We start from the raw sequence: 26,307 nt of genomic DNA, 5'->3' as shown, positions 1-26,307 counted from the left end.
GGCGTCCGGGGTTCCGGCGCTTCGCGCCGGTGCTGATCGGTCCAAGTCATGTGCGTGGCCGTCTGGCACAAATAGGCTCTGACCTGCGGTGCGGCTCCCGCCGGCTCTCGCGTTCGAGTGTTCGTATGTTCGTGGTCTCGTACCCTCGTAGTTTCGTACCCTCGTGTTTCCGGTTTAGTGTTGACAGCATGCGGGCCACTCCCCTACTCTGGGTAACTGTCAGAACGAAACACCACCGGAGGAGGACTCATGTCCACCGAAGTCATCACCCCCAAGGAACTGCACGAAGCGCTCACCCTCACCCTGGAGCCCGCGGCACCCGCCCAGGCCAGCATCAAGTACGCGTACTGGATGACCGCCCACACCAGCACCGGCGCCTACATGGGGTTCCACTACTGGGCCGCAGGGATCGACCCCGCCGCCGAAGACTCCTTCGATCAGCTCGCGCGCTACCTCAACGCCCCGCCCAACACCCCCCGGAGCCTGCACGTCTACGAGACCTGCCTGACCCTCGCGGACTACGCGGCCGGGGACGATCTCCCGGCCTCTTGGAGGGTCCGGGATGAGCTGTCGATCCTCTTCGCGGCCTGGGCGGCCCTCACTACGCCCTACGGCAACACGGCGATCCTCATCCTGTGCAACCGGGCGTTCGAGATCGACGGGGCCATGGCCTCGAACTCGAACATCTACCTCGCGGCCGTGCGCCGGTTCGCCGCTCCCACGACCGTCCCGGAGGTGCAGGCATGAACGCCCTGACCATCACCCACTCCCACGAGGAAGGGACCCTGATCGACGGCACCAGCCGTGGGGACGGATCCGCCGAGATCCTCAAGGCCACCAGCTGGCGCTGGTCCCGCTCCCTGGGGAGCTGGTACATCCGGGGATCGCGGGACCACGATGCCCGGACCTGGCAGATCAACACCACCGCCGACCGGCTCCGCGAAGCGGGGTTCGAGGTGGAGGTCGAGATCGACAACACCGCCCGCCCGATCGCGCAGGTCGAGGCCGACCGGATCGACCGGGCCCATGCCCGCGCGGACGCCCTCGACGCCAAGGCCGAGAAGCTCCATGCCACCGCAGAGGCCCGGCACGCGGCCGCCGACCAGATCGCCGAGCACATCCCGTTCGGCCAGCCGATCCTGGTGGGCCACCACTCCGAGCGCCGCGCACGCCGCGACCAGGACCGCATCCACTCCAACATGCGGGCCGGGTTCGAGGCCGAGGCAGCCGCCAACGCCGCCGCCGGACGCGCCGCCACCGCGCGGGCCGGGACACGGCCCGAGAGTCCCACCACCACTGCCAACAGGATCGACAAGCTCCGCGCCGAGATCCGGCAGTTCGAGCGCAACCGCCGGACCTACACGCTCGCCACGGACGCCGACTCCAAGCCGGTCGTGATCGCGGAGGTCCAGCACCACAACAGCACCGAGAACGATGCCCGCCTGGCATCACTCCAGGAGCACCTCGCCTACTGGGAGAAGGTCCGCGCCCAGCAGATCGCCGACGGCGAGGTCGTGGACGTCTCGACAGCCAAGGCCGGGGACTACGCCCGCGTCAGCGGCTCGTGGTGGCGCATCAAACGGGTCAACGCCAAGACCCTGACGCTGGTCTCCAGTGGGTGCAGTATCCGCGCCCCCCACCACCAGGTGACCGCCCTGCGGACCGCCACCGACACCGCGGACACCGAGGACCCCGCGGCCACCGAGTGACCCCCGCCGGGGGCGGGTGACGACCACACCCCGCCCCCGGTGGACCACCTCCGAGAAACTTTCCGGTTTGGTGTTGACATCAACTGTTCCCGCTGGCATTCTTTAGAAGTCAGAACGAACCGCAACACCACGGAGGACACCATGAACACCACCCCCAAGACCGCAGGGCTCCCCAGCCTGACCGTCCGCCTCGAGCAGGCCGAGATCTACCGCGCCGACGCCGCCTTCTTCATCTCGCAGCACGACCGCGCGGACGCCCTGGAGTCCCTCCGCCTCTGCCGGGACGAGCTCGCCGGAGGCAGCCGGGAGCGCGCGCTCACCGAGCAGATCCTCACCGCGTTCACCCTGGGGATCATCCCTCCCCCCGCGCGGCTGATCCTGCTCCGCGAGTACATCGAGGACGCCATCGACGAGGCCAACGCCCAGGGCTGACACGAACCGCGGTGGGGGCGCCGGCCCCACCGCCCCCCCCTGCTTCCGAGAGGACTCACCATGACCACCCACAAGGGCCTCGGCCTCGACGTCTACCGCCCGGCCACGGGGCGCGACGCCACGCTGAACGGCATCACCTCGACCCACACCCGGGTCACGCTGATCGGCACGATCGACACGCGCGGCCGCTTCACCCCCAGCCCCAAGTGCGCCCGCGTCGGACTTCCCACCGAAGACTCCCCCGCGGTCGCCCTGCGCGCCCGGGCGACCAGCGCCCACCTCCTGCCCGTCACCCCCGACGGCACCCCGGCAGCCGACCCCATCTGGTTCATGTTCGGCGGCAACTACGCGGCCGCCACCGACTCCCGCGTTCGCGACTACTACCGCGAGCTCGGCATGGAGCCGATCTACGGAGCCATCCCCGTCCACGACCGCTGGGAGCGCTGAGCATGGCCACGATCCTGACGCCCTACGACACCGGGGACCGCGCCGAGCCCAAGCTCTGGCAGACCACCCGGGCCGACGTCGAGGCCGCCGTCACCCACGGCGAACCCGAGGACGTGGGCAACGTCGACTTCGACGACGACGAGAGCACCACCGTCGCCACCGTCCACGTGTCCCGGGACCCCGACGGGGGCCACACCGTGCACGTCATCCCCCACGCCGACACCATCCGCCTCGACCTCCACACGGAGCAGTGACCATGACGACCTACGCCGACTTCCGCCGCGAGTTCCCCGACGGCGAGATCCCCCCGCACCTGCTGAGCGCCTACGACGAAGCCCGCACCACCTGGGCCCTCGACCTGGCGACCGCCACCGAGACCACCGCGAGCCCCGACACCGCCACCGGACCGGACACCCTGATCCGCCAGGGCGTCACCGCCCTGCTCGCCGACCCCACCGGACTGCGCGGGATCCTCGACGAGCTGATGACCAGCACCCTGCGCCTCCACGCGACCGCCGAGTGGGAGGGAGAGGACAACTACACGTTCACCGAGGGAGCCGTGGGCATGCTCGCCGCTTACCTCCCGGACGCCACCCCCCACCAGACCGCAGAGATCTGCGACCACTTCGATCTGGACTTCGACGAGATCGACACCGACCACTTCCCCGAACCCGCCTGGGACATCGACGACGAGGCCGACGAGGACCCCACGGCCGCCGAGTGACCCCCGCCGGGGGCAGGTGACGACCACACCCCGCCCCCGGTGGACCACCTCCGAAAAACTTTCCGGTTTGGTGTTGACATCAACTGTTCCCGCTGGCATCCTTTAGGAGTCAGAACGAACCGCAACACCACGGAGGACACCATGAGCACCTGCCCCGCCGAGCTCGGAGAGCTCATCCTCACCGACGAGCAGCTCGCCGCTCACCCGGACGCTGCGCCGTACGCCTGGATCATCACCGAGGACCAGATCCACGGCGACGCGAACGCGCTCAGCCGCGTCGGCCTCGTGGGCCCGGGCAACGCACACCCCGACTTCTCCGCGGCCATCACCAGGCCCGGTAGGCACCGCACCCGCTTCCGCATGTACGACGACGACGGGACCTACTGCTACGGAGGGTTCCTCGCCTTCGATCCCGACTGCCCGGCATACATCGCACCGGCATGGGGCCCCGTCGGCGACTTCGGGATGGACGACGCCGGATGCACCCGGATCTCCTACCCCCAGCGCCCCTCGCTGGACTGCGCATGAGCACGGGTGCGGCCTCGGCCTCGGAGATCCCGAACGTCGAGGCCGCGGCCCTCGTGGCCGCTCTTCACGCGTTCGTCCGCGAGTGGGCCAACAGTCCCCTGGCCAGCGACATCGCTGGGAAGCTCACGTGCTGGGAGCTGGAGGCCATCACAGGCCTGCTGACCGTCCTCGGCGAGGACGCCGCGGCCCAGGCATGGACCGACGCGCACGCGCCGAACGACGAGGACGGGGACCTCCACTACACCCCCTGACCGTCCACCCACTGGGGAGGTGCCGGGCACCGGCGCCTCCCCCATCGGTCCGGATTAGATTCCGGTTTAGTGTTGACATCAAGTGTTGTCGCTGGCATCATTAGAGGGGTCAGGACGGAACACCACACCACGGAGGACACCATGAGCCACCTCATCCAGATCACCCCGAACGGGGACATCAACACCCTCGACTGGGACTCGACCATTGCCCCGGTCGATCAGATCTGCACAGCCCTCACCACCCCGCACGCCCCCGTCGAGTACGTCCACTTCATCGGCCACAGCCGCGGCGAAGACCTCAACATCTGCCGGGACGACCTGGGCCTCGACAACAACGACCAGCTCAACATGGCCGCCTCCGCATACACGGGCGTGATCACCGTCGGCAACCTCGTGGTCCTGGGACGCGACCCCGAGACCGGCGAGGAGATCGGCCTCGACCCCGGACGCGCCGCCGCCGAGCGCGGCAACATCCGCGCCGCCGCCGCCATCGCGATCCGCAACCTCCGCTCCATCACCCGCTGACCCCCCCCACCGGCCCCCGGCGCGCGATGCCGGGGGCCCGGCAGCCGCCCCCGCGCACTACTTTCCGGTTTAGTGTTGACACTCAGGTGGCCGCACAGTAAGCTGGAGCCACACCAGGAAGGAGGAACCGCTCACCACCCGCCAGCGACACCGACGTCGCCCCAGACAACAGCACACGAGTCCTGTAGAAGGACATGGGGGAGTGTCCCCCCCCCACCCCCCCCATGCCGATGTTCTGTCGGTGCGGTCAGGGATCATGGGGCCATGAGCGCCTCCGATCGCGGCAAGTCGACCATCTCCGCAGCGATGTATCCCGACATCACCGGGATCAACAGCGCCTTGGGCACCTTCAGCAAGACAGCGGCCGCCCTCGACACCTCCGCGCTTCTCCGCAACGCGCTCAAGGGGCTCGACCTCGTCTCGCTCACGCGACCCGCCCTCGCCGGCGTCGACCTCACCTCGATCACGCAAGGCATGCTCCAGCTGCCGAAGGTCACCTCGGGCCTCACGGTGGATCCCCAGTTCTTCGGGGCCGCTGGCTGGTCTCAGGAGTTCGCTCAGTCGATGCGCGCCATCGACACGTTCTCGCCCAGTGCGGCACTGGCAGATGCCCTCAAGAGCTTGGACTTCGGGGCGCAGATGCGGACGATGCAGTTCGGCGCGGCGACGAAGCTGCTGGAGTCCCTGCACGGTCTCCAACTGACCACTTCCGAGCTCGTCGACGTCGACGAGGAGGAGTCTCCGCTCGACGAGGACTTCGACCTCGCGGTCCGCGCAGTCATCAGCGACGCTGCGGAGCAGCTGGACACGACGGTGCACCTCCCCGAGGGCACCATCGCCTACAGCCCGTGGGGCGACGTCGACCTCCAGCCCGACCCGGAGTATCGCGAGTTCGCCGCCCAGGCTGCCTTCGAGATCGTGCAGGCACGGCAACCGGCCGACGCGATCCGCCGCGCAGTGATCAACACCAGCTTCGCCCTCCTGATCCTCGTGATGGCCCAACAGCAGGTAGCCGGGATCCTGGAGGACGCCCCAGACGCGATCTCCCAACCGATCGAGGAGCACTGGCCCGACTGGGCGCACCTCCCCGGATGGCTGACCGACATCATCGTGCTCGGCTACGCGCTGCGCGGCGCCAACCGCGACCGACGGAGAGCCCTCGACGAGAGCTGACCAAACACGCCGCCTCGGTGTTGACACTGACATACCTTGCGCGTAGATTCGCTGGTGATCATCTGCGCTACGGCGCAGGCCCCGACTCATCGGAAGCGAGCCCCCACCACAGATCCGCGCCCGCCCCCCTCGGAGTGTCACAACACCACTCCCGGACGGCGGTAAGAGGGTGACCACTCCCCGACCGAGAGGCACCACCCATGGACAACACCCTGACCATCTACGGCAAGCCCGGCTGCCCCGGCTGCACTTGGCTCGTGAAGCGATGCCAGCGCAAAGGGGTCCCCTACCACTACGTCGACGTCACCCAGGACGCCGCAGCTTTCGCCCACATCAAGAACCTCGGGTACCTCTCCGCACCCGTCGGGGAGATCGGCGACGACCACTGGTACGGCGCACGCTTCGACAAGATCGACCAGCTGGCCGCACGCATGGCCAAAGCATCCTGACCGCTACACTCGAGAGGCCCACCCTCCACGGTTTCGTTCTGACAGATGATGCCTCCCGGAGGGTGGGCTTTCTCGTGCCCCACGAGGAGACCCCATGAACACCGCACAGCCCCTAGCGACGATCGCGCAGCGCATCGGCATCACCGAGCGCACCCTGCGCAAGCACAGCACCCAGCAGGGATTCCCCCGCCCCACCCTGCGATGCGGCGTCTGCTCAACGGGCCTGCTGTACGACGCCGATGCCGTGCAGATCTGGGAACACACGACCCCCGCTGAGCGCCCTCGAGCAGCTCGTGGCCCCCGCAAGCCAGCCCTGGCCTGGCCGCTATCCCACCTCGCCCAAGAGGTCGGCCGCACCACCGAGACCCTGCGGCGCCACAGCCACGACCCGAACTTCCCCGCCCCCGTCGCGTCCTGCGGCACCTGCCGACGTTCCTTGGTCTACGACGCGGCCGCGGTGCGCCGCTTCGAGGAAGGCGCACCGGTCGATCCCTCCGACCGCCTGGTCTCCCTCCAGGAGGCCGCCGACGAGCTGCACCTCAGCTACGGATCGATGCGGACCTACCTCGGCCGCCACGAAGACTTCCCCAAGCCGTTCAAGCACGACGGTCCGCGGCCGCTGTTCAGCCTCCGCCAGATCCAGGCCTGGCAGAGCAAGCGGCAGCGCCACCTCACCGTGGCGGCGACAGCATCAGCCGGGGACGCCCTCGAGGTCGAGGGCCTGCTCACCCGCGCCGGCGTCGCCGCCGAACTCGGCATCCAAGCCGACAGCGTCACCCGGTACATGCGCCGCGACACGGACTTCTCCAAGGACTTCCCGGAGTCAGTCCGGAAGATCGGGCGTGCCCGCCTCTGGGACCCCGAGGAGATCCATGCGTGGCGCAACAGCCGGCCCTTGGCCAGCAGCCGGCGGCCCGCTGAGAATCACGCCTGAGCGCGGCTCCGCGCTCGCGCCCGCACGACGCTGACGACGACCACGAGAACACCCAGCCCGATCAGCAGCCGCGCGGCATCGAACCCCGCACCGCTCGAGGGGATCGGCAGCAGCGCCTCCGACGCCGGCACAACGATGTGCCAGGCCAACAGATGCTCGATCGCGATCGCGCCGAGCTTGGGCAACAGGGTGGGCAGGATGAGCACCGCCCCGAAGATCCCGGCGATCGCCAGGATCACGAACTCCCAGTCCTTGTCCATCACAGGTTCCCTTCGCAGGTCGTGAGCTCACCCTCGAGGGCAGCCCTCTCCTCGGTGGAGACGGTCAGGTCGAACTCGGTCTTGACGTCGATCCAGCGGACGACGTAGGCGCAGCGCCCGGCCTCGGGCATCCACTCCTCAGGGCCCTTGTCGCCCTTGGAGCGGTTCGCGGAGGCGTCGACGGCCAGAAGGTTCTCCGCCGTGTTGGCGAACTCCTCACGGCGCTCCTCGGGCCACTGCGAGGCCCCCTGCTGCCACGCCCGCGACAGCGGCACGATGTGGTCGATGTCGATGGTGTTCTCGCCCTTGACGAAGTGGATCGTGGTCCCGGAGTAGGGGTCCTCGATCGTGGCCTCGAGGACGACACAGTCGTGCGTGCCCGGCTTGAACGTGACCTCGGTGGCTCCGGCCCGCAGGGCATCGTTCCTCTGATCGCAGCCGTTGCGGTCCACATCTGCCCAGCGCTGCCCGAAAGCCGTGCGCTCGTAGGTGCCATCGTGGGTGAGCTCTGCGACGTTGAGCGCCTCGAGCTGGCCGGAGGCGGAGGCGAGCTCGGCCGCGTCGACCGGCTCCCCCGTGCTCGTCGAGGGTCCTGCCGTCGACGATGCCTGCGGCCAGTTGCTCAGGCCACCGGTGCCCACGTACGCGGCGACAGCCAGGATCGCGGCGGCGAGGGCGCCCAGGCCGCGAGCCGTTGCCCGGCTCATCGGGGGAACCTCGTCAGCTGGTCCCACCAGCGGACGACCCAGAGCGCATCACCCAGCGCGGTGTGGGCTTCCTCTGGGGTCGGGGGCCATGCCCCGACCAGACTCGACAGCTCGTAGGACGACGTCGGGACCACGACCTTCTCGCCGCGGCCCAGGAGCACCGGGTAGGTCCACGTCACCAGGTTGATGCTCTGGTGCCGCCACCGGGGTCGCAGGCCATGACTGCGCAACAGCCACTCCATCGCCCGCGCATCGAAGTCCGGGTTGGAGCCGACCAGCTGGGTCCCGCGGGTGAACAGCTCGACCGCGCCAGCCGCGTCAGCGGCCGTCATGAGAGCAGCGCCCTGGTCGGCCGCGGCGCCGTGGTGGGGGTGTCGCTCGTAGAACCGGCCGACCCGCAGCGCCTCCGGGGAGGCATCGGACAGGTCGGGATCTCGGACCATGATGTGCAGGCGCTCCTCGGCGCCGTCCGGGGAGCGCCTGATCAGCGCCAGCTCCCACGGCTTGGGCGTGGGCTCGAGCATGGTCGTCTCGGTGTCGACGAACACGAGCGGCATCCCCAGCTCGAGGTGGCTGCCTTCGGGGTTCTCAGACCAGGCGGTGTCGGTCATCGTGGGCTCCTCGTGCTGAGCTGGGCCAGGACGCCGAGCAGGGCGATCCCGACGAGCGGAAGGGTGTCCAGTAGCGGCCCCAGGGCGAGGGCCCTGCCAGCTGACGCCGGCTGCCGTGGCCAACGCCATGACGGACCATGTACCGAGGGCACCTCCCCGCATGCGTCGTCTGTGGTTGTGGCGAGCGGCGTAGCGGAAAGCGGCGCCGGCGAGCAGAAAAGTGCCAGTCGCAGCCACGATTGTGAGCATGAGCGGCAGACCGTTGAAGTCCATGGCCTCTCCTGGAGTTGCGGGATGGATCGAGTGCTGGGCCCTGGGCGATCGTTCGTGATCACTCCTCCTCCGTCATACGCCGCACCTCGAGCATCTCGTCGAGCTGCACCGCGAGCTCGCCGGCGTCATCATCGTCGGAGCGCCAGGCGATCGAGATCATCCCGTCCTCCTCGACGTCGGGGACGGCCTCCTCGACGACGACCCAGTCGTCGTCGACGTTGACCAGATCTCCGGGGCGCAGGCGGTCCGCGCACACGGACTGCACCAGCCCGTAGTCGTCGGCCAGCTCATCCTCGTCGGGTTCATCGCGGACGATCCGCAGCGGCCGCTCTTCGCGGTCCTCGTGCTCGTCGTCGCCAGCCCCGCCCTGGGCGCGATCGCGCGCGCTGCTGAGCTCGTCCAGTAGCTCCTCAAGGGTGAGGTGCTGCTCGGCGTCGGGCGTCGGGACGCGTCGAGCCTGGGTGATCGCGGCCCACGGGGTGTAGAGCGAGGACTTGTCGTCGGCATCCAGCCACGTCGGAGAGTCGCTGTCCTCGATCTCGTAGACGAACCGGCGGTGCGTCGTCGTCGCCGGGTAGAGCCCCTCGAGGATCGCGATGTCGTCGGCCTTGCGAGTGCGGGAGACCTTGCGCGGGTCGGGGGTCCAGTAGGCCTGGGCCTCGACCGGCTGGCCGTCGGGTCCCGATGCGGTGCCGCGTCCGGGGATCTTCCTGGGGACGCTCGTGCCGATGTAGGCGGCCTCCCACACCATCTGCGCTCCCTGCGGGGACAGGCGGCCCAGGGAGTGGCGGTCGCCGAGGTTGTCGCGGACCTCGCCGGACAGTAGCTCGGCGTCCGGGCGCTGCATGCCGAACCTCAGGTGGATGCGGGCCTTGCGAGCCAGGCGGGCGAGAGACCCGACGGCGTTGAACACCGGGCACTTGGCCGGGGCGCCCTTGTGCTTGTTCTCGGACCACCAGGCGTTCACCGCGCTGCGGAACTCGGTGTACTCGTCGGCCATCACCAGGATCGGCTCGAAGTCGTCCTCGTCTGCGCCCTCCTCCTCGATCATCCGATACCGGCGCTCCATGAGCTCGAACGCATCCCAGATCAGCGCCATCTGCTGCTCGACCGTGGTCGCGACGATCTGCACGTTCGGCCACTTCCGGATTCCGAGGAACTCGACGCGCTTGGGGTCAGCGACCCACACGGCCCAATCACGGCCAGCCCATTCGGCGCACGTTCCCAGCAGAACGACGGTCTTTCCTGTACCGGTCCGGCCCGTGGTCAGACCGTGAGGAACCGTCGACCGCAGATCCCAGGACACCACGTCACCGTCTTCTGTGACGGCGCTCGGGATCAGATACCGATTCTCATCCGTGACTCTCAGCGGAGGGTGCGGGACCGCGTCAGGGAACTCCGTCCGCAGCCGGAATGATGCCCTCGCGTTCTCGACATCCCACGAAGAGCGCCACCGCCCCGGGAGGGTCCCCGTGATCACTCGTTCCACGCTCTGGCGCTTCATTCGACTGACGAGCTTCACCGCGATCTCATTCGGGAACGTCACATCGATACCAGCGAGCTCGTCCTCACCCGCCCAGGAATACTGCGCCTTCGACTCCTTGCCGAGAAGCTCAGCAACGACGACATCAGCCTTCTGCGCGAGGAGACCCCGAGGAGAGTCGTCTCGGACCTTCTCCACATCAACATCCCGCACCAAGTGGATTCGCTTCAACGCGCTCGGGTGGCGATCCACCCGATATTCCACGCCAATCCGAGAGGACACAGTCGCCAACAGCTGACCGACATACTTAGGATCCCAATCACGAAACGACGCGGGATACCTGATCTCCACACGCTCCGGTCGCGGGTGCAGGTACTCCCGCTTGGCCCAGCGTGAGCACTTCACCACGGTGCCCGGTCCCGTCAGAACAGTCAGCGCCTCGGTGACATTGTCCGAGACGCGACGGCGCTTTGCGGAACGCCACCGCGAGAGTCCAGCAACCGCCAGCGGAGGAACGACGCACGCAGCTGCGGCGGTGAGAGGGACATCGTTCATCATCAGCAGCCCACCCCCCACGAGAGCGCCGCCGGCACCGAGCGCGGGCAGCGGCAGCTTCAACGGCGCCGCCGAGGGCTTCCGGGCGATCGCGGGCGAGTTCGACATGCGGGCCTCCAAGTCCAGATCTGGGTCACCCTCCTACCGCCACCAGAGGGGGTCGGTGTGACCGGCACCAGCGGGGCAAGCACAGCCGCACCCTCGTAGATCCGTAAGCCCGTACCCCCGGAACGCCGTACCTTCGCACCCTCGTGATCTCGGGTTCCCGAACCTCGTACCCCCGGGATCCCGACCCTCGTAGGTTCGTAGGTTCGCACCTTCGTTTGGTCGCGCATGCTAGGATCAGCGAAACCGGGTTCTCGGAGAGGTTCAGGATTCGCTGACCTACCATCGCTCCCTCACTCCAGACACCCCGGGCAAGTTGGCCCGCCTCCCCCTGCCGTAGGGGCGCACAGGCACGAGGTCGACTGAGCGCGAGCGAGAGGTTGCCTCTGACCAACGGAGGACACGCGCAGGCGCAGCGGGTCCACCCCCGCGCGTCGCCCCCATCGGACAGAAGTCACCCACCTGCCACTGGCTTACTCTTGCCCCACCCAGTTCCCTCCTCCCGTAGCGCATCAGAAACGGCAGCGGCACACACGAACGGATCCTCATCGGATGAACATCATGAGCTCCACGCCAGGACCCAGCAGCTCAGATCGCACAGCCGCCCTCGCCGCCGCGCGCACACAGCTAGACGATTGGACGCAAGCAGCCTTGCGCGCCGAAGAAGCGCTACAGATCCCAAAACACTTGATGTCATTTGGAAAGGATGGGCGCGGCAAGCCAACGAAGGCCGAGGGGTCTTTGTATCTTTCTGCCGTAACTTTTGCGTACGCGGTTTGGGAGTCTTACGTCGAGGATGTCGTAGTCGAACTGACTAAACTAGTATCGCCACTCATTACCGCGGAACTTATCCCAGAAGAGGCGAAAACGCTTCTTGCCGAAAAAAGCGCGTATGAGCTTGCCGTGCACCCCGGCTGGCGAGAACTATGGATCAGGGAGGTTGTGATTGCGGCAAAGGGTGAAGACGGCGGGCGTTATGGCATGAATACTGCCAGCTTCAAGAATGTGACAGAACTGTTCTCACTAGCCGGTATTATTGATGCGCTTCCGGAATATCTACCCTGCGGCAAAGGCACTGCGCTCGGAAAAACTGGCACACTTCCTGCGAAGATCCACCTGACAAAGCAAAACGAGGTCGCCGTGAAGCACGGTATCGACCTATTGGTGAGGATTCGCGGAGAAGCAGTGCATACCGCCACCACCACTGACGCCCTGCTCAAGAACGAAGTTCTGTGGTGGTCGGGATTCGTTCGTGCTCTGCACGAGGAAGTTGACAAGTTCGCTCGCGGTGAAGCCCTTCGCATGCTCGGACTCGAAGTACCCTCGAAGGGCGAGAAAGACTGAGTCGCAACCATCCGTCGGACTCACACCGATGTTGGGATTGTTTGTGAGGTGATTACGTGCGTGACGAGTGCCCTAACGTTCTAGAGGTGAGCGTCTAGAGTTGCCCAAGTTCCGTCTTTGGCACGAGCCATGACCACCGTGACGGTGATCCAGCTGGCATCGGTTGTGCCGTCGACGGCGTAGGGAACGGTCGCGTACACGACGAGCTGACCGTCCTCGTTGGCGGGGGTGAGCTCGTGGGCGTTGCCGATCTTGATCGGGATGTCCTGCGGAGCCGTGCGCGGGATCGTGAGGACTGCCTCAGGGGCGGTGAAGGTCTGCCGGATCGCGGCTTCCCGATCGGCGTCGGTCCATCCCCCGGGCTGCGCCACGACAACTCGGAGGGCGTCTTGCACAGGGCCACGGAACTGCTCACCACCGGTGGTGTCCATCGGCAGTGCCGTCCCAGCGGGCGGGTCCGTGAAGTCAATACCCGTGACGACGGTCTGCCCGCCCGTCGCGGCGTCCTCGTCCTCGTCGACGTCGACCTGCTCATAGGCCAGGGTGTACGAGGCCCCCGCTGACGAGCCGACGGCGACACGGCCATCGTCGGCGTCGAGGATCTGGGTGCCAGCGCCGCGGCCGAGGTCGCGACTGCTCGAGCTCAGCGACGCGAACAGCGCGGGCGTGACGTAGGGACGGAGCTGCTCGAGCCACTGAGCATCGTCGCCCTCGCTGGAGGCGTACGCGTCCGCAAACGCCTGCACCTCGCTCGGCAGAGCCTCGGCAGGGGCCGCGCTCGTCGACGAGCTCACTACGGCGCTCGGCTGTGAGCTAGCCGGTGCGGTCGACGTCGCGGGTGCCGCGGCCTGGTCGTCCTGCCCGGGCTTGATCACGAACACGACGACCGCGATCGCGGCGATGATCGCCACGACTATGGTCTTCCCCCAGCTGATCCGCATGACTGCTGTCTCCTCGCCTGTCAGGCCTTCTGGATGAACGGGACGTTGCGGGTCGAGGCATCGGTGATGATCCACTCGAGGTGCCAGAACTCCTCGTTGTGGAACAGCCCGCCGGTCTCGACACCCCGCTGGTGGTACGACGCCCACGCCGCACCTCCGGCCTTGCACGAGCCGTCGTCGGCGAAGCCCGCGCAGTTGTGACGGTTGTACGAGCCGGGCAGTCCCGAGATGTCGACGGCTGCACCCATCTGGTGGTTGGACCATCCCGGCCGGGCGACGTTCCCTCCGGAGAACGAGCTCTGGGTCTCCCAGCTGCGGAACGACGAGCTGAACGAGGGGCTGAACCCGTCGGCGCGCACCGCGTTGAGCCACTTCATGAAGTGCGGGGCCACGAGAGAGTTGACGATGACCTCGCCGCGGGCCTTCCCACCGAGGGTGCCCTTCCGGCAGTCACTCCCGGTGCAGACGGTGCCGGCGACCGAGCACAGGCGGATCGGGACCCGCTTGCCCTCGAACCCACCAGACGCGCCCCCGAGATCCGTCGTGCCCTCGGGGCACGGGACGTTCGCGGAGTCCTGGGACAGCTGCGCCTGCGTGGGGAGATCTCCCACCGCGACGTTGGCGGTGCCGGCGCTGCACCCCAGCGACGAGTCAGTCAGGCTCCCCGTCGCGTCGGAGACCGGAACCCCCGCCAGGAGCGCCATGATCCGGCGCGCCTCGGCCTCGTGCTTGGCGTAGTAGGTGCGGTACTTCTTGGCGGGCTTCTGCACCTCCGACGCGGCCTCGGTCAGCGCCATGTGCTCCCAGCCCTTGATGTCGACGAGACCGGGGATGTGGTAGCCCTTGGGGCCCGCGGCGCCGCCCACGCTCTCGGTGACGTCGGTGCCCTGGTAGAACACCTTGGCCCCGTACGCGGGATCCTGGACCTGCTCGAGGGTGCCGTACCAGCCGCGCAGGACGCGCTGCTGGAAGTACCCGGCGTCGCCGTCGCGGTTGGGCTGCATGACACCGGCGCCGGCCCCGAGGGTGGACTCCTGCATCGCCGTCATGAGGGCGATCAGCTGTGCTCGCTCCGGCAGGCCGAGATCGGCCCCGACCTTCATGATCTGCGCCGCGGCGCCGAGCTGCGCCGGGGTGTAGTTGGGGTCCGTCGGCAGCTGGGACACGTCCACGGTCAGCGCCGGCGCGCTGTTGTCGGTGCACGCCGCGTTGGCACCACTGGAGCTGTTCGCCGCTCCGAAGAACTGGAAGAACACCGCGGTCACGCCCACGGCGACCGCGACACCCAGCAGCAGGACCACGGCCACCCCGGCAGCGACCCACTTCTTCATCGTGGTCATCACGGACTCCTTCTCGTGTGCGGGTATCAGGCGGGGCGGCGACGGTTGCGGAGGGTGCGGGAGGGGCGTCCCTGGCCTGACTGGGTGCGCATCTTCTTGTGCAGGCGCTCCTTGGCCGAGGCGGCCGACTTCTCACGGCCCGGCACGGTCACGCGGGGCTGAGCGGCAGGCTCGGGATGGTTCCCGGTCCTGCTGCGGCCCTTGGGTGCAGGCCCCGACTTCCCCGTCGGAGGGGTCGGCGGTGTCGCAGGGGCCCGACGCCGCGACGTCCGCGGCTCCGGAGCTGTCGCACCCGGCCTCTGGGGCGCGTGGGGACGGCGAAGACCTCGTCTTTCGGGCTTGGCCCCCGGGCGGAGAGCTGCCTGCTCAGCGGCGCGAGCGGTGGCGTCGCGCTTCGCCCCGCCCCACGTCCAGAACTGCGCCTGGGCTCGCTTCTCGGCGCGCTGCTCACGCTTGCGCTCTCGAGCCGCCTCCTTCTTCGTCCAGCGGCGCTCCCCCATGGCGTGGGCCGTCTTCCGCGTGGCCGCATGAGCAGCCGGGTGGCGCACCCCGGCCTTGTGGAGCAGTCCGCTGGACAGGCGTGCCGCGAGGAATCCCGGGCGCGAGACTGCTCGTGATGCTGCACGCGCCGGGGCGGTTGCCACGCTGGCGGTCTTCTTCCCTGCGGCGAGGCCGGCACCGGCAGCGCCCCGTGCCATCCTCTGACCGGCCCGCCCAGCGGTGCTGGCGACCTTGCTTCCCGCGGCCGTCGCGGCACCGGCCGCGAAGCCCCCACGCCCCATCCCTCGAGGGATGAGCCTCTGCGGGGCGGGCGTGTTGTTGCCCTTGGCGCGGGAGCGTTCCTTCATCCGCTCGAAGTGCTTCCGGAGCTTGGCGCGCTGCTTCAAGATGACCGCGATGATCACCACCAGGATCACGTCGACGATCAGGAACATCGTGATCATCTCGTCGTCCCACTTGGTGAAGACGTACATCACGACCCCGAGGTAGAGGGCGTTGACCATGATCACGAAGAGCATCGCCAAGATGGACTCGGCGATGTTGAACGCCTGTCCCATGAGTCCGAGGTAGGAGCCGCCCGGGCCGATGGCCCGGAACAGCTCCCAGACCAGCTGGAGCGCCGCGATGAGGATGTTGACGACCTCGTACAGGATGATCGCCGAGCAGAGCACCGCGACACCGATCAGGACGAGCGCTCCGACGAGCACGATGATCGCGGTCAGGAGCGTCACGGTCGACGGGTTCTTGATCGTCTCGCCGAAGTCCGGTGAGCACGAGAGCATCGCGTTCGCCAGATCCTTGCCGCTCTTGGTCAGGTTCTCGTTGTAGGTCTGCTCGCAGCCTCCGCCGTCGGCCAGTCCGCCGTAGGCGACGAACTGGTGAGGCTTGCGGACGAAGATCGTCGCGATCTGCTCGGCCAAGGTGCCGGCGGACTGCGAGGAGTCCACCGCCCCGGCGCCGGCTGTGGGGTTGACCAGCTGGGCGCTGAACTGCTGGCCCGCGTCCTTGGTCCTCGTCAAGATGCCGTTGGGGCCGGTGATCCACGCAACGGGGTTGGTGACGACCGCAGCGCTGACACCCCAGGCGGTCATGCTGCCGAGCATGTCCATGAGGCCACGTGCAGCCTGGCCCATCCAGAACCGGAACAGGCCCCACCCGATCGCCAGAGTGATCAGGAGCTCGCGGACCCCTGGGAGCTGGTCGAGCAGCTTGTCGAGCACCTCGGCGGTCTGCTCGACGGGGTAGGACAGATAGTCCAGCCATCCGAAGCCCAGCGCGAGATCGATGATCAGCGCCGCGGCGCCGACTCCGTACCGGTAGCCGTCCCACAGGATCTTCACGAACCACGCGGTCATGCCCTGGCCAGCGGCTTCCGTGGACAGCAGGTCGATCAGGTACTCGATGTTGTAGTTGCTGATCGCGAAGCCGTAGGAGTCGGTGCGGTCGAGCGCGGCCAGAGGGTTGGGCGGTGCGGCCAGGGCAGGCGGCGCCGCGGCCACCATCACGGCATACGCGATGAGCGCGGCCTGGATCCACATCACCAGGCGCGGGCGCGCGCGGATCGCGATCAGGAGGTTCGGCAGGTGCCGTGGGAAGAACACCCGCGGCAGGCGGGGCAGGACGTCAGTCATGGGAGGTGACCGCCTTGGGTGTGGTGCTGGCGGCCTGGCGGGACGCGGCGGCTGCCGGCAGGAGGGTGCGGATCCGGCCGATGGTGCCGGTGGCGTCCCGCATGAACGCCTCGCCGCGACGCCCGATCGGGATCTGGTTGCCGACCTGGGGCGAGACGTCCGTGCGCAGCTCGGTCACGAGCTCGTCGTTCTCGGCGTCCATGCCCAGCCAGCGCAGGGAGCGCTTGGCGAGGTTCTCGTCCTGCTGGCGATGGACGATGCGGATGGGGATCAGCCCGCGCATGGTCTCGTCGCCGAAGTCGGACTCGGGGTCGTGGCTGCCCAGGACGAGGGAGGCGTAGTGCTTGCGTCCGTCGCGGATGAACGTCGTCAGCTCACCGACCTGCAAGTCGTTGCTGGTGACGTTGTGAGCCTCGTCCTCGAAGTACGCCGCGAACCGGGTCGGGTCGTCGAAGCAGATCACACGGGCGAGGGTGCTGATCAGGGTGTAGGCGGCGCGCCCGAACCGCTTCTCCAGGCGCATGGTGCGGTAGATGTTGGCGTTGTCGAGCTCCTTGGTCCGGGGGACCTCGATGCGGTTGGTGCGGATGACGATCGCCGAGGACTCACGCCAGCGCAACGGGGCCAGGGTGTCGTCGAACAGGGCCCGGGCGAACGGCTTGCTGGCGTAGACGTTCATCTGGCCGGCGATCTTCCGCGCCGTCGGATCCTCGTCCCCGAGCTGCTGGAGATGGCTCAGCAGGGCACCGAGGCCGGTGATGCCGTGGTCCTCGATGTAGTCGCTGGTCAGCACGTTGCCCAGCAGCACACCCTCGTCGTCGGTGGGGTCGACGTTCAGCAGGGTGACCAGGAAGTTCGAGGTGATCGTGGAGGCACGGTCCGGGTCGAACATCCGCAGCGGATCCATCGAGAAGGATGGCTCGATGAGGTCGACGACGGTGGGCCGGGTGAGGGTCTCGGCGTAGGAGACCCACTCCCCGGTCTCCGAGCGGTCCGTCGCGATGATCTGGCCGCCCCAGCAGTCGACGATCGCCTTCATGAGGATCTTGAGGGTCGTCGACTTCCCGGAACCGAGCTCACCGGTCACTCCGATGCAGGCGCTCATGTCGCGGCGACGGATCATGCCCGGCAGGTCGAGGTGGACCATCGACAGCAGCCCGGAGGTCTGGTTCTCGGCCAGCAGCGCGCCGGTCTCGTCACCGAGCTTGGCGACGGTGATCGGCACGAGCCCCGAGAGGTCTCGCGAGGTGGTGATCTGCGCGAACTCGTTGACCTTGCCGGTCAGGGCGGCCCCGGGCATGAACGCCCACCAGAGGTCCTCCTGGTACCCCGCGGGGTGGCGAACCGAGAAGTCCTGGTCCTGGAAGATCTTCACGGCCTCACGGGCGCGCAGGCTGACGTCCTCGGCGCTGTCCGAGCACACCGCGATCAGGATCACCGGCTGGATCTCGACCTCGTTGGGGTCCTTGGCGAGCGTGGAGTCCAGGGCAGTCAGGGCTTCCACGGCGGCGTCGAGGTCGTGCTGTCCAGTCCCGACCTCGTTCTCCCGCTGGTCCAGCTGGTCGTTGATCCGGGCCATCGCGACGCGGTTCGCGCGCTTGGCGGCATCGGAGGACCGGGTGCGGAGCCTGATCACCCAGTCCGCGCCGGGCACGTAGGAATCGATGTCGCCCAGGAGCTCGGACCCGGGCCAGATCAGGCCCCCCGCCGGCAGCCCGGTCACCGCGAACATGCTCTGGTAGCTGGCGAGGCCCTGGGAGAACGCCTCCTCGTCACCGACCTTGAGGTACCGGTGGGTGAACGGGTTGAGCTTGGCCGCCTTGGTCTGCTCGTCGCTCTTGCCGCCCTCGTCGATCACCGGCTCCCCGATGTGCCGTACCGGGAGGATCGTCTCCATGTCCTCACGCGAGTACGCGGTGGCATCGAGGCCGCGGTACTGGAGGTGGTAGTCCAGCCACACCTGCTGGGCCACGCTCGCCCGCTGGGCCGCGAAGGTCCGCGGGATCATGTCCTCGATCCGCTGCGCCTGGCCCATGCGGTAGTCGAGCTCGGCCTGCGACACCCCGTGGTGCGGGAGCCCCATGCGGGCCTTGACGTTCTGGGTGGCCGCCGATGCCGCCACCGTCAGCTTGCGGATCCCGGAGTTGGGCAGCGGCACGCACAGGAAGTACAGCCGGTCCCCCGCCTGGGTCCCCTCGAGATCATCGAGCCGGGCCTCGGCTTCCTCAGCCCAGGCCTCGCGCTCGTCGAGGTCGACGTCCTCGATCATCTTCTGCACGATGCTCACGGGATCTTGGGCGACGACGACGCTCAGGAGCATCGACTCCCCCGTCAGCACGCGGAACATCGCCTGGTGCGCCGACCGGGCGGCGGCCTTCTCCTTGGTGGGGCGCATGCCGTAGGACATGCCCTCGAGCTGCCACATGGCCCAGCAGGTGCCCTGACGGGTCCACATCAGGTGCCCGGCGCGGATCGAAGCGGGATGGAGCATGACGGCTACCTCCGTTGTGCCGATGCAGCGAGGATCTGCTGCACCTCGGTGAGCTGGTGGGGTGAAGGCTTTGACCCGGAGATCGGCTCCGGATCGATGGGGGTGACCTGGTCGAGCTCCGGTTCAGCCAGGAGCTCGACCAGGTCGTCGTCCTCGGCGACCGCGGCTGAGGCCGCGAGCGTGGACGGCTCCGGGAGAGCGGATGTCGGCGTCGAACAGCGCCGCTTCACCGAGCGGGTCTTCTTGAGGTCGACCCGTCCGCGCCCCTGCCTGCCCCACTCCGGGGCATCGACGTAGCCCAAGATGCCCATCACGAGCGTGAGCGGGTTGCGGCCCTTGAGCGGGATCCGGCCGGCCACGACCGCGGCGACCGCGGCGATGATCAGGACCGGGATCCACGCGATGATCGTCGGCATCCCCGAGCCCCACATCGGCATCGTGCGCTGTCCGATGAGCGCGACGCCCACGAAAGCGACGCCCTGCGTGAGGGTGTACGGGCCGCCAGGCAGCACCCAATCCCCGAGCTTCCCCAGCAGGAAAGGGATCTTCCTGGCCAGGGTGTAGAACCGGACGACCGATGCTTCCTCGTTCATACGATCACGCAGCCCCGGGCAGGTCGTCGATCGTGATCACGACCGGGCCATCGAGATCGTCCTGCGCCTGGAATGCGGGCGCCTCATTGACCGTCGTCGGCGCCGCGATCGTGTCCTCGAACGTCTTCTTGACGACGTCCAGCTGCGAGAGGATCGCCAGGCCGACGCCGACCAGCAGAAGTCCGACGATGGCGCTCTGGACCGAGAACTTGTTCTTGATCCATGTGATGACGGCGCCGACGATGAATCCGGCTCCGAAGATCGTCTTTGCGGTCTCACCGGAATCGTTTGCGAGGCCGTTGATCTGATCGAAGATGCTCTCGGCATGGAGTGCACCGTCGGCCTGGATGAAGTTCGCGGCGAGAATGAGGGTGTCGCTCATGAGTTTTCTCCTGTCGGGGTGGGGCTTGCGGTGGTGGGATTGATCGCCGCGACTTCCCAGCGATCTCTGTATCGCAGATCGAGCGAATACCCGAGCTGCGTGTTGCTGCCGTCTACTGCGGTCGCAGAAACGGACACTTGGATCCGCACGAGATCCCCCTCAGACGGACTCTTCGGGATCTCCTGCGTTGTGGTGATGGAAGAAACCGAAACCTCGGTGAACGCAGTCGGCGTCACTGCGGTCACCGATGTTCCAGGGGCCAGCAGTGGGGCCACTTCTCCCTGTCCCACCAGGTATGCCTGGATGAATGCCGACACGGTGTCCTCGACGTTCTTGTCGCTGACGTTGTCGCCGAGATCCACCTCGAGATCTCCCGCCGTGGGTGTCGAGATCAGCGAGGGCGTGCTCCCGGCCGCGATCGCACCGGACGTGTCGGTCACGACCGGGACCTGCCAGTAGCGGCGCACCGTGGCCCCGTCGGGCCCGTTGGGCTGGTCGACGCCGACCGTCACGACCCACGTGCTCGCGCCGGTCTGGACGGCCTCTCCCGGGGCGGCCGCGCCGATCTGCGGGGCGGTCTCGGGCAGGGTGAAGTTGCGGGCGGCGCCACGGGCGAGCATCCCGGTGATCTGGTCCTCCTGCCCACGCGCCGCGGTGAGGTACTGGGTGACGAAGGCGGTGCCGAACTCCGAGACCCGCTGGGACTGGGCCGGGTCCTGCACCTCGACCGCGGCGGTCTGGGTCTCCGGGGTGCCGCCGAGGACGTGCAGCCCCAGCGCCAGCGGCCCAGCGGCGCAAGACGCCAGCAGCAGACCCGTCGCCGCGAGGGTCTTGAACCGCTCACCGTTGGTCCATGCGTGACCGGTATCCGCGGTCGTAGCCGCCGCCTGGTCCTCCACCTCGTTGGGCGAGACCTCGTCCTGGATCCACGCGTCCTCGGGGGCCGTCTCGGTCTTCTTGCGCTTGAGCGTCAGCACGTCTCCTCCTCGGTGAGAGGAGTGCGGGGGGAGCCACCCAAGCCCGTCCCCGCACTCCCGCTGTGGGACACCGTCTCGAGCAGCTCGAGATCCGCGCGCAGCGCCGCCTCCTCCCCGGCGCCGGTGCACTCACGCACCAGCTCCCAGGACTCCTCATCACGAGGACGAGAGAGCATCCGCGCCAGAGCGAACCGCAGCCGGCGCTCTCGGCGGCACACGGCCCCGGCAGCGCAGAGCGCCGCGTACGAGGCGTCGAGTTCGAGCGAGATGGTCATCGGGATCTCCTCCGGATCGGTGTCATCCCGTTACCGCAGTTGCGGCACCCCGTTGTGACCACCGATCCGGAATCACTTTTCGCCCCTCACCGATTGGCCCTCTCGCGGCCCTGTGACCAGCACAAACAGGTGGGGCAAGAAAGCCGCATGTCTTTTTGACCCACCGGGCAAGGTTCAGGGCAAGGCCTCCTCACGAGCGTGAAGCCACCACGTTCGACACCCACGACGAGGAGCCACCCCATGGAGATCACCAAGCCGTCGATCGAAGAGATCACCACGCACCTGAGCGACGAGCTCGAGGCGATCCGAGACCAGGCACTCAGCGCCCCCATCGGCGCCGCCACCACCGTCCGTGAACTCTTCGCAGTCCTCGAGCAGCGCGGCGACTACGACACCACCGATCACGCGCTGCACACGCTGATCTCCCGAGCCGACACCGACAGCCAGGCCCGGCAGCTCCTCCTCTACGCGATGCGCCCAGGCCTGGCCTCCCTGGCCTGGAACCACCACCTCTTCACGTGGTTCACCAAGGGCAACCGCGCCGACGCCTTCTGCGTCGTCGTCGACGTCTTCCTCGACGCCCTCGAGAACCCCTGGATCCGCCGCAAGACCACCAAGGTCGCCGCCCGCCTCCTGGGTCAGGTCCGCACCCAGCTCGATGCGATGGACGCCGACTGGATGGCCCAGCGCCCCGAGGCCGACGAGACCCTCGCGCTCGTCGGCCTCGACGCCCCCACCCCCAAGCCCACGACGGCCCACGAGAGCCAGATCGACCTCCTGGAGAGCCTGGCGTGGGCCCGCGACCGAGACGTCATCACCCTCGACGAGGCCCGGTTCCTGCTGGCGATCTACTCCCCCGACACCGGCGTCGACCTGGCCGGCCTCGGCCTCGACGATCTGGCCCCCGCCACGATCCGCAAGCGCGCCTCCCGGCTCGCACAGCGCATCGCCCGCGCGGTCTCCGAGTCCGACGACCGGCAGCTCCTCGCCGGCCTCGCCCGCCACGCGTGACGGCGGAGTCCCCCTCCTCGATCTGCCCCGCGTGCCGCGGCGGCCAGCACGCCCGGTGCAGCGCCCGACAGGCCCCGCAGCCGCACAGCACGCCGTGCGCCTGCCACGCCGACCGCCATCGAGGACCCACACAGCTGGATCTCTTCGACCTTCTGGAAGGACACACATGAGCATCGACCGGGCCCGCGCAGAACACGCCGCCAAGTACGACGCGAACCTGATCATCCCCGCCAGGGAATACCTCGCGCTCATCACCGAGAACGAGGCGCTGCGCGAGGAACAGGCACTCGGCGGAACCCACGCCAACAACCCTTACCCCACGGACTGGGCGTACGAGCAGGCATGCACCGCGCTCGAAACCCAGCGGCGCCGGGCACAGAAAGCCGAACGCGAGAACGAACGGCTCCACACGGTCATGGCCACCTACTCACGATTCACCACGCCCTCCACCAGGCTCTCGATCGTCCCCGACCCCGAGGCCTCCTCGAACAAGCGGCAGCCAGCCCCCCGAAACAGCGCCCTGCCCGACCTCTGACGAAGAACCCTCTACTCTCCCCGACCTCTCGATAGGACACGAGCCATGACCATGACCCTGACCGATCTCTTCTGCGGGGCAGGCGGATCCTCCACCGGTGCTGTGCAGATTCCCGGCGTGACGGTTCGCGTGGCCTCGAATCATTGGCGTCTGGCCGTGGAGACGCACGAAGCAAACCACCCCGACACCGGGCACGTCTGCGCGGACCTCTCCCAGATCGACCCCCACTTCTACCCGCGCACGGACATCCTGTGGGCCTCCCCTGAATGCACAAACCATTCCATCGCCAAAGGCTCACGCCGAGCACCTGAGCCCGACCTCTTCAATCCAGTGCCGGACGCCGCCGCCGAAAGGTCCCGCGCAACAATGTGGGATGTTCCTCGTTTCACAGAGGTCCATCATTACTCGGCGGTAATAGTCGAGAACGTCGTTGACGTCACTCGGTGGGCTCCATATCGATCGTGGCTCCTTGCGATGGATTCTCTCGGGTATGAGCACGAGGTGGTGTTCATGAACTCCATGCATGCCTGGGCCCACGGTGCCGCGGCACCGCAGTCCCGCGACCGCTTCTACGCGATCTTCTGGCGCAAGGGGAACCGCCGCCCGGACCTCCAGTCGATCCAGCAGCCCCCCGCCTGGTGCCCCGAACACGGCATCATCCGCGCCCGCAAGGCCTGGAAGACCGCAGCCCGGGCCGGCCGGTACCGGGCGCAGTACCGCTTCATCTGCCCCGAGGCCACCTGCAAGGGCCGCCCCGTCGAACCCCAGTGGCTCCCCGCGGCGTCGATCATCGACTGGAACGACCTCGGCACCCGCATCGGCGATCGCCCCCGGCCGCTAGCCGAGAAGACCATGGCGCGGATCCAGGCCGGCATCGACCGGTACTGGACCGGCGCCGACCGGGACCCCCTCGTGGTCAACAACGTCTCCGGCTCCAACGACACCCGCTCGTCCACGGTCCGCGACGTCGCCCCCACGATGGTCGCCGGCGGCCTCCACGCCTCCCTTCTCGTGCCCGTTGAGGGCCGGAACGGGAAGGCCGCGGCCCCAGCCGACCTGCCGTACCGGACGCAGACCGCCCGCAACGAGACCGGGCTGCTGGTGATGGAGGCCGCTGTCAACACCTACGACTCCGCGGACCCCAAGCAACCCGCGCACGGCCGCCCCGACGGGTACATGCGGGTCTGGCCCGGCGAGGACCCGGTCCGGACCGTGCACACCACCGCATCCAAGGGCGTCGCGTTCGCGCCGTTCATCGCCGAGCTCCGCGGCGGCAGCTCCGACGCCCGCTCATCTGCTGATCCCCTCGCCACCGTCACAGCATCCGGGAACCACCACGGCATCGTGTCCTACGGCCCCGTCACCCGCGACGACGTCTTCGCCGGCCGCTGGGAGGATTCCGAGCCCAAGCCCGACGCCCTGATCACGTCCTACTACGGCCGCGGCGGGTCACGGCCCGTCGACGGGGCACTTCCGACCGTGACGACCGTCGACACCCATGCGCTGATCATGCGGAACAACACGGCCCACGGTGACCAAGGCCAGGAGTCCACGCCGGCTTGCGAGTCGATGCGCACCATCACTACCGCTGGCCATCAGTCCCTCATCACCGGCGGCACCCCGGCGATCGAGGACTGCACCTTCCGGATGCTCTCCCCCCACGAGATCCAGCAGGCCATGGCCTTCCCCACCGAGTACCAGCTGCTCGGCACCAAGCGCGACCAGGTCCGCATGGCCGGCAACGCCGTCACGCCTCCCACCGCGCGGGACCTCATCGCCGCCGTCGCAGGCTCACTCGATCCTGCGGCATGACCCACACGACAGGAACCTCCATGCCCACCAGCCCACTCCCCCTCGCCCCGGGTTGCACCTGCGGCAGCTGCACCCCTGACTGCGCTTCCCGATGGCTGTTCCCGTGCTGCGGCGCGTGCACCACGCCGCACTCCGCCAAGACCATCAAGCCAGGCCCCGCACGTTCGTAGTCTCGTAGTCTCGTAAGTTCGTAGTCTCGGGTTCCCGTACCCTCGTATTTCCGCTATGGTGTTGACTGATACGCCCGCCGAAGAAGGAGCCACCCATGACCACACGCATCGTCACCTTCGTGAACCAGAAGGGAGGAGTCGGCAAGACCACCTCGACCGGCGAGATCGCCGCCACCTGCGCCGCCACCGGGCTGCGGGTCCTGGCCATCGACGCCGACTCCGCACAGGGATCGCTCGGCGCCTGGGTCCACCAGGTCGGCGAAGACGACACCCCCTTCGACATCGCGATCCTGTCCGACCCCTCCGACCTCAAGAACGTCAGGACGATCGCCGCCGACTACGACCTCGTCTTCGTCGACACCCCCGGCAGCCGGGCAGACCAGGAGCTCGTCTCCACCTACCTCGCGGTCTCGGACTTCGTCGTGGTCGTCTCCGAGGTCGACGGCATGTCCCTGGAGCCGGCCGACCGGTACATCAACCAGCTCGTGGTGCCCAGCGCCAAGCCCTACTCCGTGCTGCTGACCAAGATCGACTCCCGCAGCCCCGACCAGGAGCGCGCAGCCCGCGAGTTCTTCGCCGAGGCCAACCAGCCCGTGTTCCGCGCCGGCATCCACCTCTACCGGTCACTGGCCTACGCGTACGTCGACGGCGTCTTCGTGGCATCGGGCACCAGCAAGCGGCCCAACGCCCGGAAGGCCGCGACGGAGTACCAGCAGGCAGCCCTGGAGCTGCTGTCCACCATCGCCACCCTCTGACCACCCCGACACCAGGAGCCACCCATGTCCAAGAACGTGTCGCTGCGCAACACCATCCGTCCCAACGACGTGCCCGAGCAGGCCGCAGCCATCCGCCCCGCCACCCCCGCCACTCCTCCGTCCGAAGAGCTCGTGCGCAAGGAGACCCGCCTCCTGCCCGAGCAGATCGACGAGATCTCCCGCCTCCGACGCCGACTGAACACCGACCGCAAGGCCGCTGAGCAGGCCCTCCCGTTCGAGCAGCGCTCTACCGCGATCCCCGACCAGGCGCTCACACGCGCCGCGATCACCTTCCTCCTCGAGAACGCCGACGCCATCCACGGGTGGACCGAGGCCGACGTCCTCGAGAGCCTCCGACGCCTCAAGAACTGACCGAAAGGAAC

The 26,307-nt window shown here is 68.1% G+C and carries 30 protein-coding genes; 18 read left to right on the top strand and 12 right to left on the bottom strand.

Annotated elements, in window-relative coordinates:
• Nucleotides 1-249: 249 nt before the first annotated feature.
• The 12 genes from ACT3TZ_RS13905 to ACT3TZ_RS13850 all read left to right on the top strand — a co-directional run bounded on the left by ACT3TZ_RS13905 (nt 250) and on the right by ACT3TZ_RS13850 (nt 7,172).
• Nucleotides 250-747: a hypothetical protein gene (locus ACT3TZ_RS13905; RefSeq protein WP_444584028.1), complete on the top strand. Its 498-nt coding sequence runs from the start codon at nt 250-252 to the stop codon at nt 745-747.
• Complete coding sequence (locus ACT3TZ_RS13900; RefSeq protein WP_444584027.1) at nt 744-1,709, top strand: DUF3560 domain-containing protein; 966 nt, start codon at nt 744-746, stop codon at nt 1,707-1,709. Before ACT3TZ_RS13905 ends, ACT3TZ_RS13900 begins: the two co-directional genes overlap by 4 nt.
• Before the next feature lie 141 nt (nt 1,710-1,850).
• Nucleotides 1,851-2,141: a hypothetical protein gene (locus ACT3TZ_RS13895; RefSeq protein WP_444584026.1), complete on the top strand. Its 291-nt coding sequence runs from the start codon at nt 1,851-1,853 to the stop codon at nt 2,139-2,141.
• Nucleotides 2,142-2,201: 60 nt separating this feature from the next.
• Complete coding sequence (locus tag ACT3TZ_RS13890) at nt 2,202-2,588, top strand: hypothetical protein (RefSeq protein ID WP_444584025.1); 387 nt, start codon at nt 2,202-2,204, stop codon at nt 2,586-2,588.
• 2 nt (nt 2,589-2,590) lie between these two features.
• A complete protein-coding gene (locus ACT3TZ_RS13885) occupies nt 2,591-2,842 on the top strand; it encodes a hypothetical protein (RefSeq protein ID WP_444584024.1) in 252 nt (83 codons plus the stop codon).
• 2 nt (nt 2,843-2,844) lie between these two features.
• Entirely contained in the window at nt 2,845-3,312 is a 468-nt protein-coding gene (locus ACT3TZ_RS13880; protein WP_444584023.1) for a hypothetical protein, read from the top strand.
• Between the two features lie 141 nt (nt 3,313-3,453).
• Nucleotides 3,454-3,840, top strand: coding sequence for a hypothetical protein (locus ACT3TZ_RS13875; protein ID WP_444584022.1), 387 nt, complete (start codon nt 3,454-3,456; stop codon nt 3,838-3,840).
• Nucleotides 3,837-4,091 (top strand): hypothetical protein, encoded by a 255-nt coding sequence (locus tag ACT3TZ_RS13870; RefSeq protein WP_444584021.1) that lies wholly within the window; start codon nt 3,837-3,839, stop codon nt 4,089-4,091. The genes ACT3TZ_RS13875 and ACT3TZ_RS13870 overlap by 4 nt, the downstream gene beginning before the upstream one ends.
• A 141-nt stretch (nt 4,092-4,232) precedes the next feature.
• The gene (locus ACT3TZ_RS13865) at nt 4,233-4,616 is read left to right on the top strand and encodes a hypothetical protein (RefSeq protein ID WP_444584020.1); all 384 of its coding nucleotides are present in this window, start codon (nt 4,233-4,235) and stop codon (nt 4,614-4,616) included.
• Between the two features lie 264 nt (nt 4,617-4,880).
• Nucleotides 4,881-5,789, top strand: coding sequence for a hypothetical protein (locus ACT3TZ_RS13860; RefSeq protein ID WP_444584019.1), 909 nt, complete (start codon nt 4,881-4,883; stop codon nt 5,787-5,789).
• 200 nt (nt 5,790-5,989) lie between these two features.
• On the top strand, nt 5,990-6,238 hold the full coding sequence (locus ACT3TZ_RS13855; RefSeq protein WP_444584018.1) for a glutaredoxin family protein: 249 nt from the start codon (nt 5,990-5,992) through the stop codon (nt 6,236-6,238).
• A gap of 94 nt (nt 6,239-6,332) precedes the next feature.
• On the top strand, nt 6,333-7,172 hold the full coding sequence (locus tag ACT3TZ_RS13850) for a helix-turn-helix transcriptional regulator (protein ID WP_444584017.1): 840 nt from the start codon (nt 6,333-6,335) through the stop codon (nt 7,170-7,172).
• Here ACT3TZ_RS13850 and ACT3TZ_RS13845 read toward each other — a convergent pair.
• The 4 genes from ACT3TZ_RS13845 to ACT3TZ_RS13830 form a co-directional block, all read right to left on the bottom strand.
• Nucleotides 7,163-7,411 (bottom strand): hypothetical protein, encoded by a 249-nt coding sequence (locus tag ACT3TZ_RS13845; RefSeq protein WP_444584016.1) that lies wholly within the window; start codon nt 7,409-7,411, stop codon nt 7,163-7,165. The genes ACT3TZ_RS13850 and ACT3TZ_RS13845 overlap by 10 nt on opposite strands.
• 20 nt (nt 7,412-7,431) lie before the next feature.
• The gene (locus tag ACT3TZ_RS13840) at nt 7,432-8,139 is read right to left on the bottom strand and encodes an HNH endonuclease family protein (RefSeq protein ID WP_444584015.1); all 708 of its coding nucleotides are present in this window, start codon (nt 8,137-8,139) and stop codon (nt 7,432-7,434) included.
• Nucleotides 8,136-8,750 carry an exonuclease domain-containing protein gene (locus tag ACT3TZ_RS13835; RefSeq protein WP_444584014.1) on the bottom strand — a complete coding sequence of 205 codons (615 nt, stop codon included), beginning with the start codon at nt 8,748-8,750 and terminating at the stop codon, nt 8,136-8,138. Before ACT3TZ_RS13835 ends, ACT3TZ_RS13840 begins: the two co-directional genes overlap by 4 nt.
• Nucleotides 8,751-9,081: 331 nt before the next feature.
• Nucleotides 9,082-11,169: an FtsK/SpoIIIE domain-containing protein gene (locus ACT3TZ_RS13830; RefSeq protein WP_444584013.1), complete on the bottom strand. Its 2,088-nt coding sequence runs from the start codon at nt 11,167-11,169 to the stop codon at nt 9,082-9,084.
• A 549-nt stretch (nt 11,170-11,718) separates the two neighbouring features.
• Between ACT3TZ_RS13830 and ACT3TZ_RS13825 the strand changes: the two genes are divergently transcribed.
• On the top strand, nt 11,719-12,510 hold the full coding sequence (locus ACT3TZ_RS13825; RefSeq protein WP_444584012.1) for a hypothetical protein: 792 nt from the start codon (nt 11,719-11,721) through the stop codon (nt 12,508-12,510).
• Between the two features lie 80 nt (nt 12,511-12,590).
• Here ACT3TZ_RS13825 and ACT3TZ_RS13820 read toward each other — a convergent pair whose 3' ends face one another.
• From ACT3TZ_RS13820 to ACT3TZ_RS13785, 8 genes are read right to left on the bottom strand one after another with little or no spacing between them, the layout of a single operon-like run.
• Nucleotides 12,591-13,451 carry a hypothetical protein gene (locus tag ACT3TZ_RS13820; RefSeq protein WP_444584011.1) on the bottom strand — a complete coding sequence of 287 codons (861 nt, stop codon included), beginning with the start codon at nt 13,449-13,451 and terminating at the stop codon, nt 12,591-12,593.
• A gap of 20 nt (nt 13,452-13,471) precedes the next feature.
• Nucleotides 13,472-14,791 carry a hypothetical protein gene (locus ACT3TZ_RS13815; protein WP_444584010.1) on the bottom strand — a complete coding sequence of 440 codons (1,320 nt, stop codon included), beginning with the start codon at nt 14,789-14,791 and terminating at the stop codon, nt 13,472-13,474.
• A 26-nt stretch (nt 14,792-14,817) separates the two neighbouring features.
• The gene (locus tag ACT3TZ_RS13810; protein WP_444584009.1) at nt 14,818-16,923 is read right to left on the bottom strand and encodes a hypothetical protein; all 2,106 of its coding nucleotides are present in this window, start codon (nt 16,921-16,923) and stop codon (nt 14,818-14,820) included.
• The gene (locus ACT3TZ_RS13805) at nt 16,916-19,414 is read right to left on the bottom strand and encodes an ATP-binding protein (RefSeq protein ID WP_444584008.1); all 2,499 of its coding nucleotides are present in this window, start codon (nt 19,412-19,414) and stop codon (nt 16,916-16,918) included. Before ACT3TZ_RS13805 ends, ACT3TZ_RS13810 begins: the two co-directional genes overlap by 8 nt.
• A 5-nt stretch (nt 19,415-19,419) precedes the next feature.
• Nucleotides 19,420-20,007: a hypothetical protein gene (locus ACT3TZ_RS13800; RefSeq protein WP_444584007.1), complete on the bottom strand. Its 588-nt coding sequence runs from the start codon at nt 20,005-20,007 to the stop codon at nt 19,420-19,422.
• A gap of 4 nt (nt 20,008-20,011) precedes the next feature.
• Entirely contained in the window at nt 20,012-20,389 is a 378-nt protein-coding gene (locus tag ACT3TZ_RS13795; RefSeq protein WP_444584006.1) for a hypothetical protein, read from the bottom strand.
• Complete coding sequence (locus ACT3TZ_RS13790) at nt 20,386-21,366, bottom strand: conjugal transfer protein (RefSeq protein WP_444584005.1); 981 nt, start codon at nt 21,364-21,366, stop codon at nt 20,386-20,388. Before ACT3TZ_RS13790 ends, ACT3TZ_RS13795 begins: the two co-directional genes overlap by 4 nt.
• Entirely contained in the window at nt 21,360-21,641 is a 282-nt protein-coding gene (locus tag ACT3TZ_RS13785) for a hypothetical protein (RefSeq protein WP_444584004.1), read from the bottom strand. The genes ACT3TZ_RS13790 and ACT3TZ_RS13785 overlap by 7 nt, the downstream gene beginning before the upstream one ends.
• Nucleotides 21,642-21,881: 240 nt before the next feature.
• On the opposite strand from ACT3TZ_RS13785, the gene ACT3TZ_RS13780 reads away from it, so the two are divergent.
• From ACT3TZ_RS13780 to ACT3TZ_RS13760, 5 genes are all read left to right on the top strand, one after another.
• The gene (locus ACT3TZ_RS13780) at nt 21,882-22,652 is read left to right on the top strand and encodes a hypothetical protein (RefSeq protein ID WP_444584003.1); all 771 of its coding nucleotides are present in this window, start codon (nt 21,882-21,884) and stop codon (nt 22,650-22,652) included.
• A gap of 166 nt (nt 22,653-22,818) precedes the next feature.
• Nucleotides 22,819-23,187: a hypothetical protein gene (locus tag ACT3TZ_RS13775; protein WP_444584002.1), complete on the top strand. Its 369-nt coding sequence runs from the start codon at nt 22,819-22,821 to the stop codon at nt 23,185-23,187.
• A gap of 45 nt (nt 23,188-23,232) precedes the next feature.
• On the top strand, nt 23,233-24,999 hold the full coding sequence (locus ACT3TZ_RS13770; RefSeq protein ID WP_444584001.1) for a DNA cytosine methyltransferase: 1,767 nt from the start codon (nt 23,233-23,235) through the stop codon (nt 24,997-24,999).
• 265 nt (nt 25,000-25,264) lie between these two features.
• On the top strand, nt 25,265-25,924 hold the full coding sequence (locus tag ACT3TZ_RS13765; protein ID WP_444584000.1) for a ParA family protein: 660 nt from the start codon (nt 25,265-25,267) through the stop codon (nt 25,922-25,924).
• A gap of 24 nt (nt 25,925-25,948) precedes the next feature.
• Nucleotides 25,949-26,296 carry a hypothetical protein gene (locus tag ACT3TZ_RS13760; protein WP_444583999.1) on the top strand — a complete coding sequence of 116 codons (348 nt, stop codon included), beginning with the start codon at nt 25,949-25,951 and terminating at the stop codon, nt 26,294-26,296.
• Nucleotides 26,297-26,307: the final 11 nt, after the last annotated feature.

The sequence above is a fragment of the Brachybacterium sp. AOP25-B2-12 genome (assembly GCF_052378625.1).
Lineage (GTDB): Bacteria > Actinomycetota > Actinomycetes > Actinomycetales > Dermabacteraceae > Brachybacterium.
This window is presented reverse-complemented; position numbering and strand designations above follow the sequence as displayed.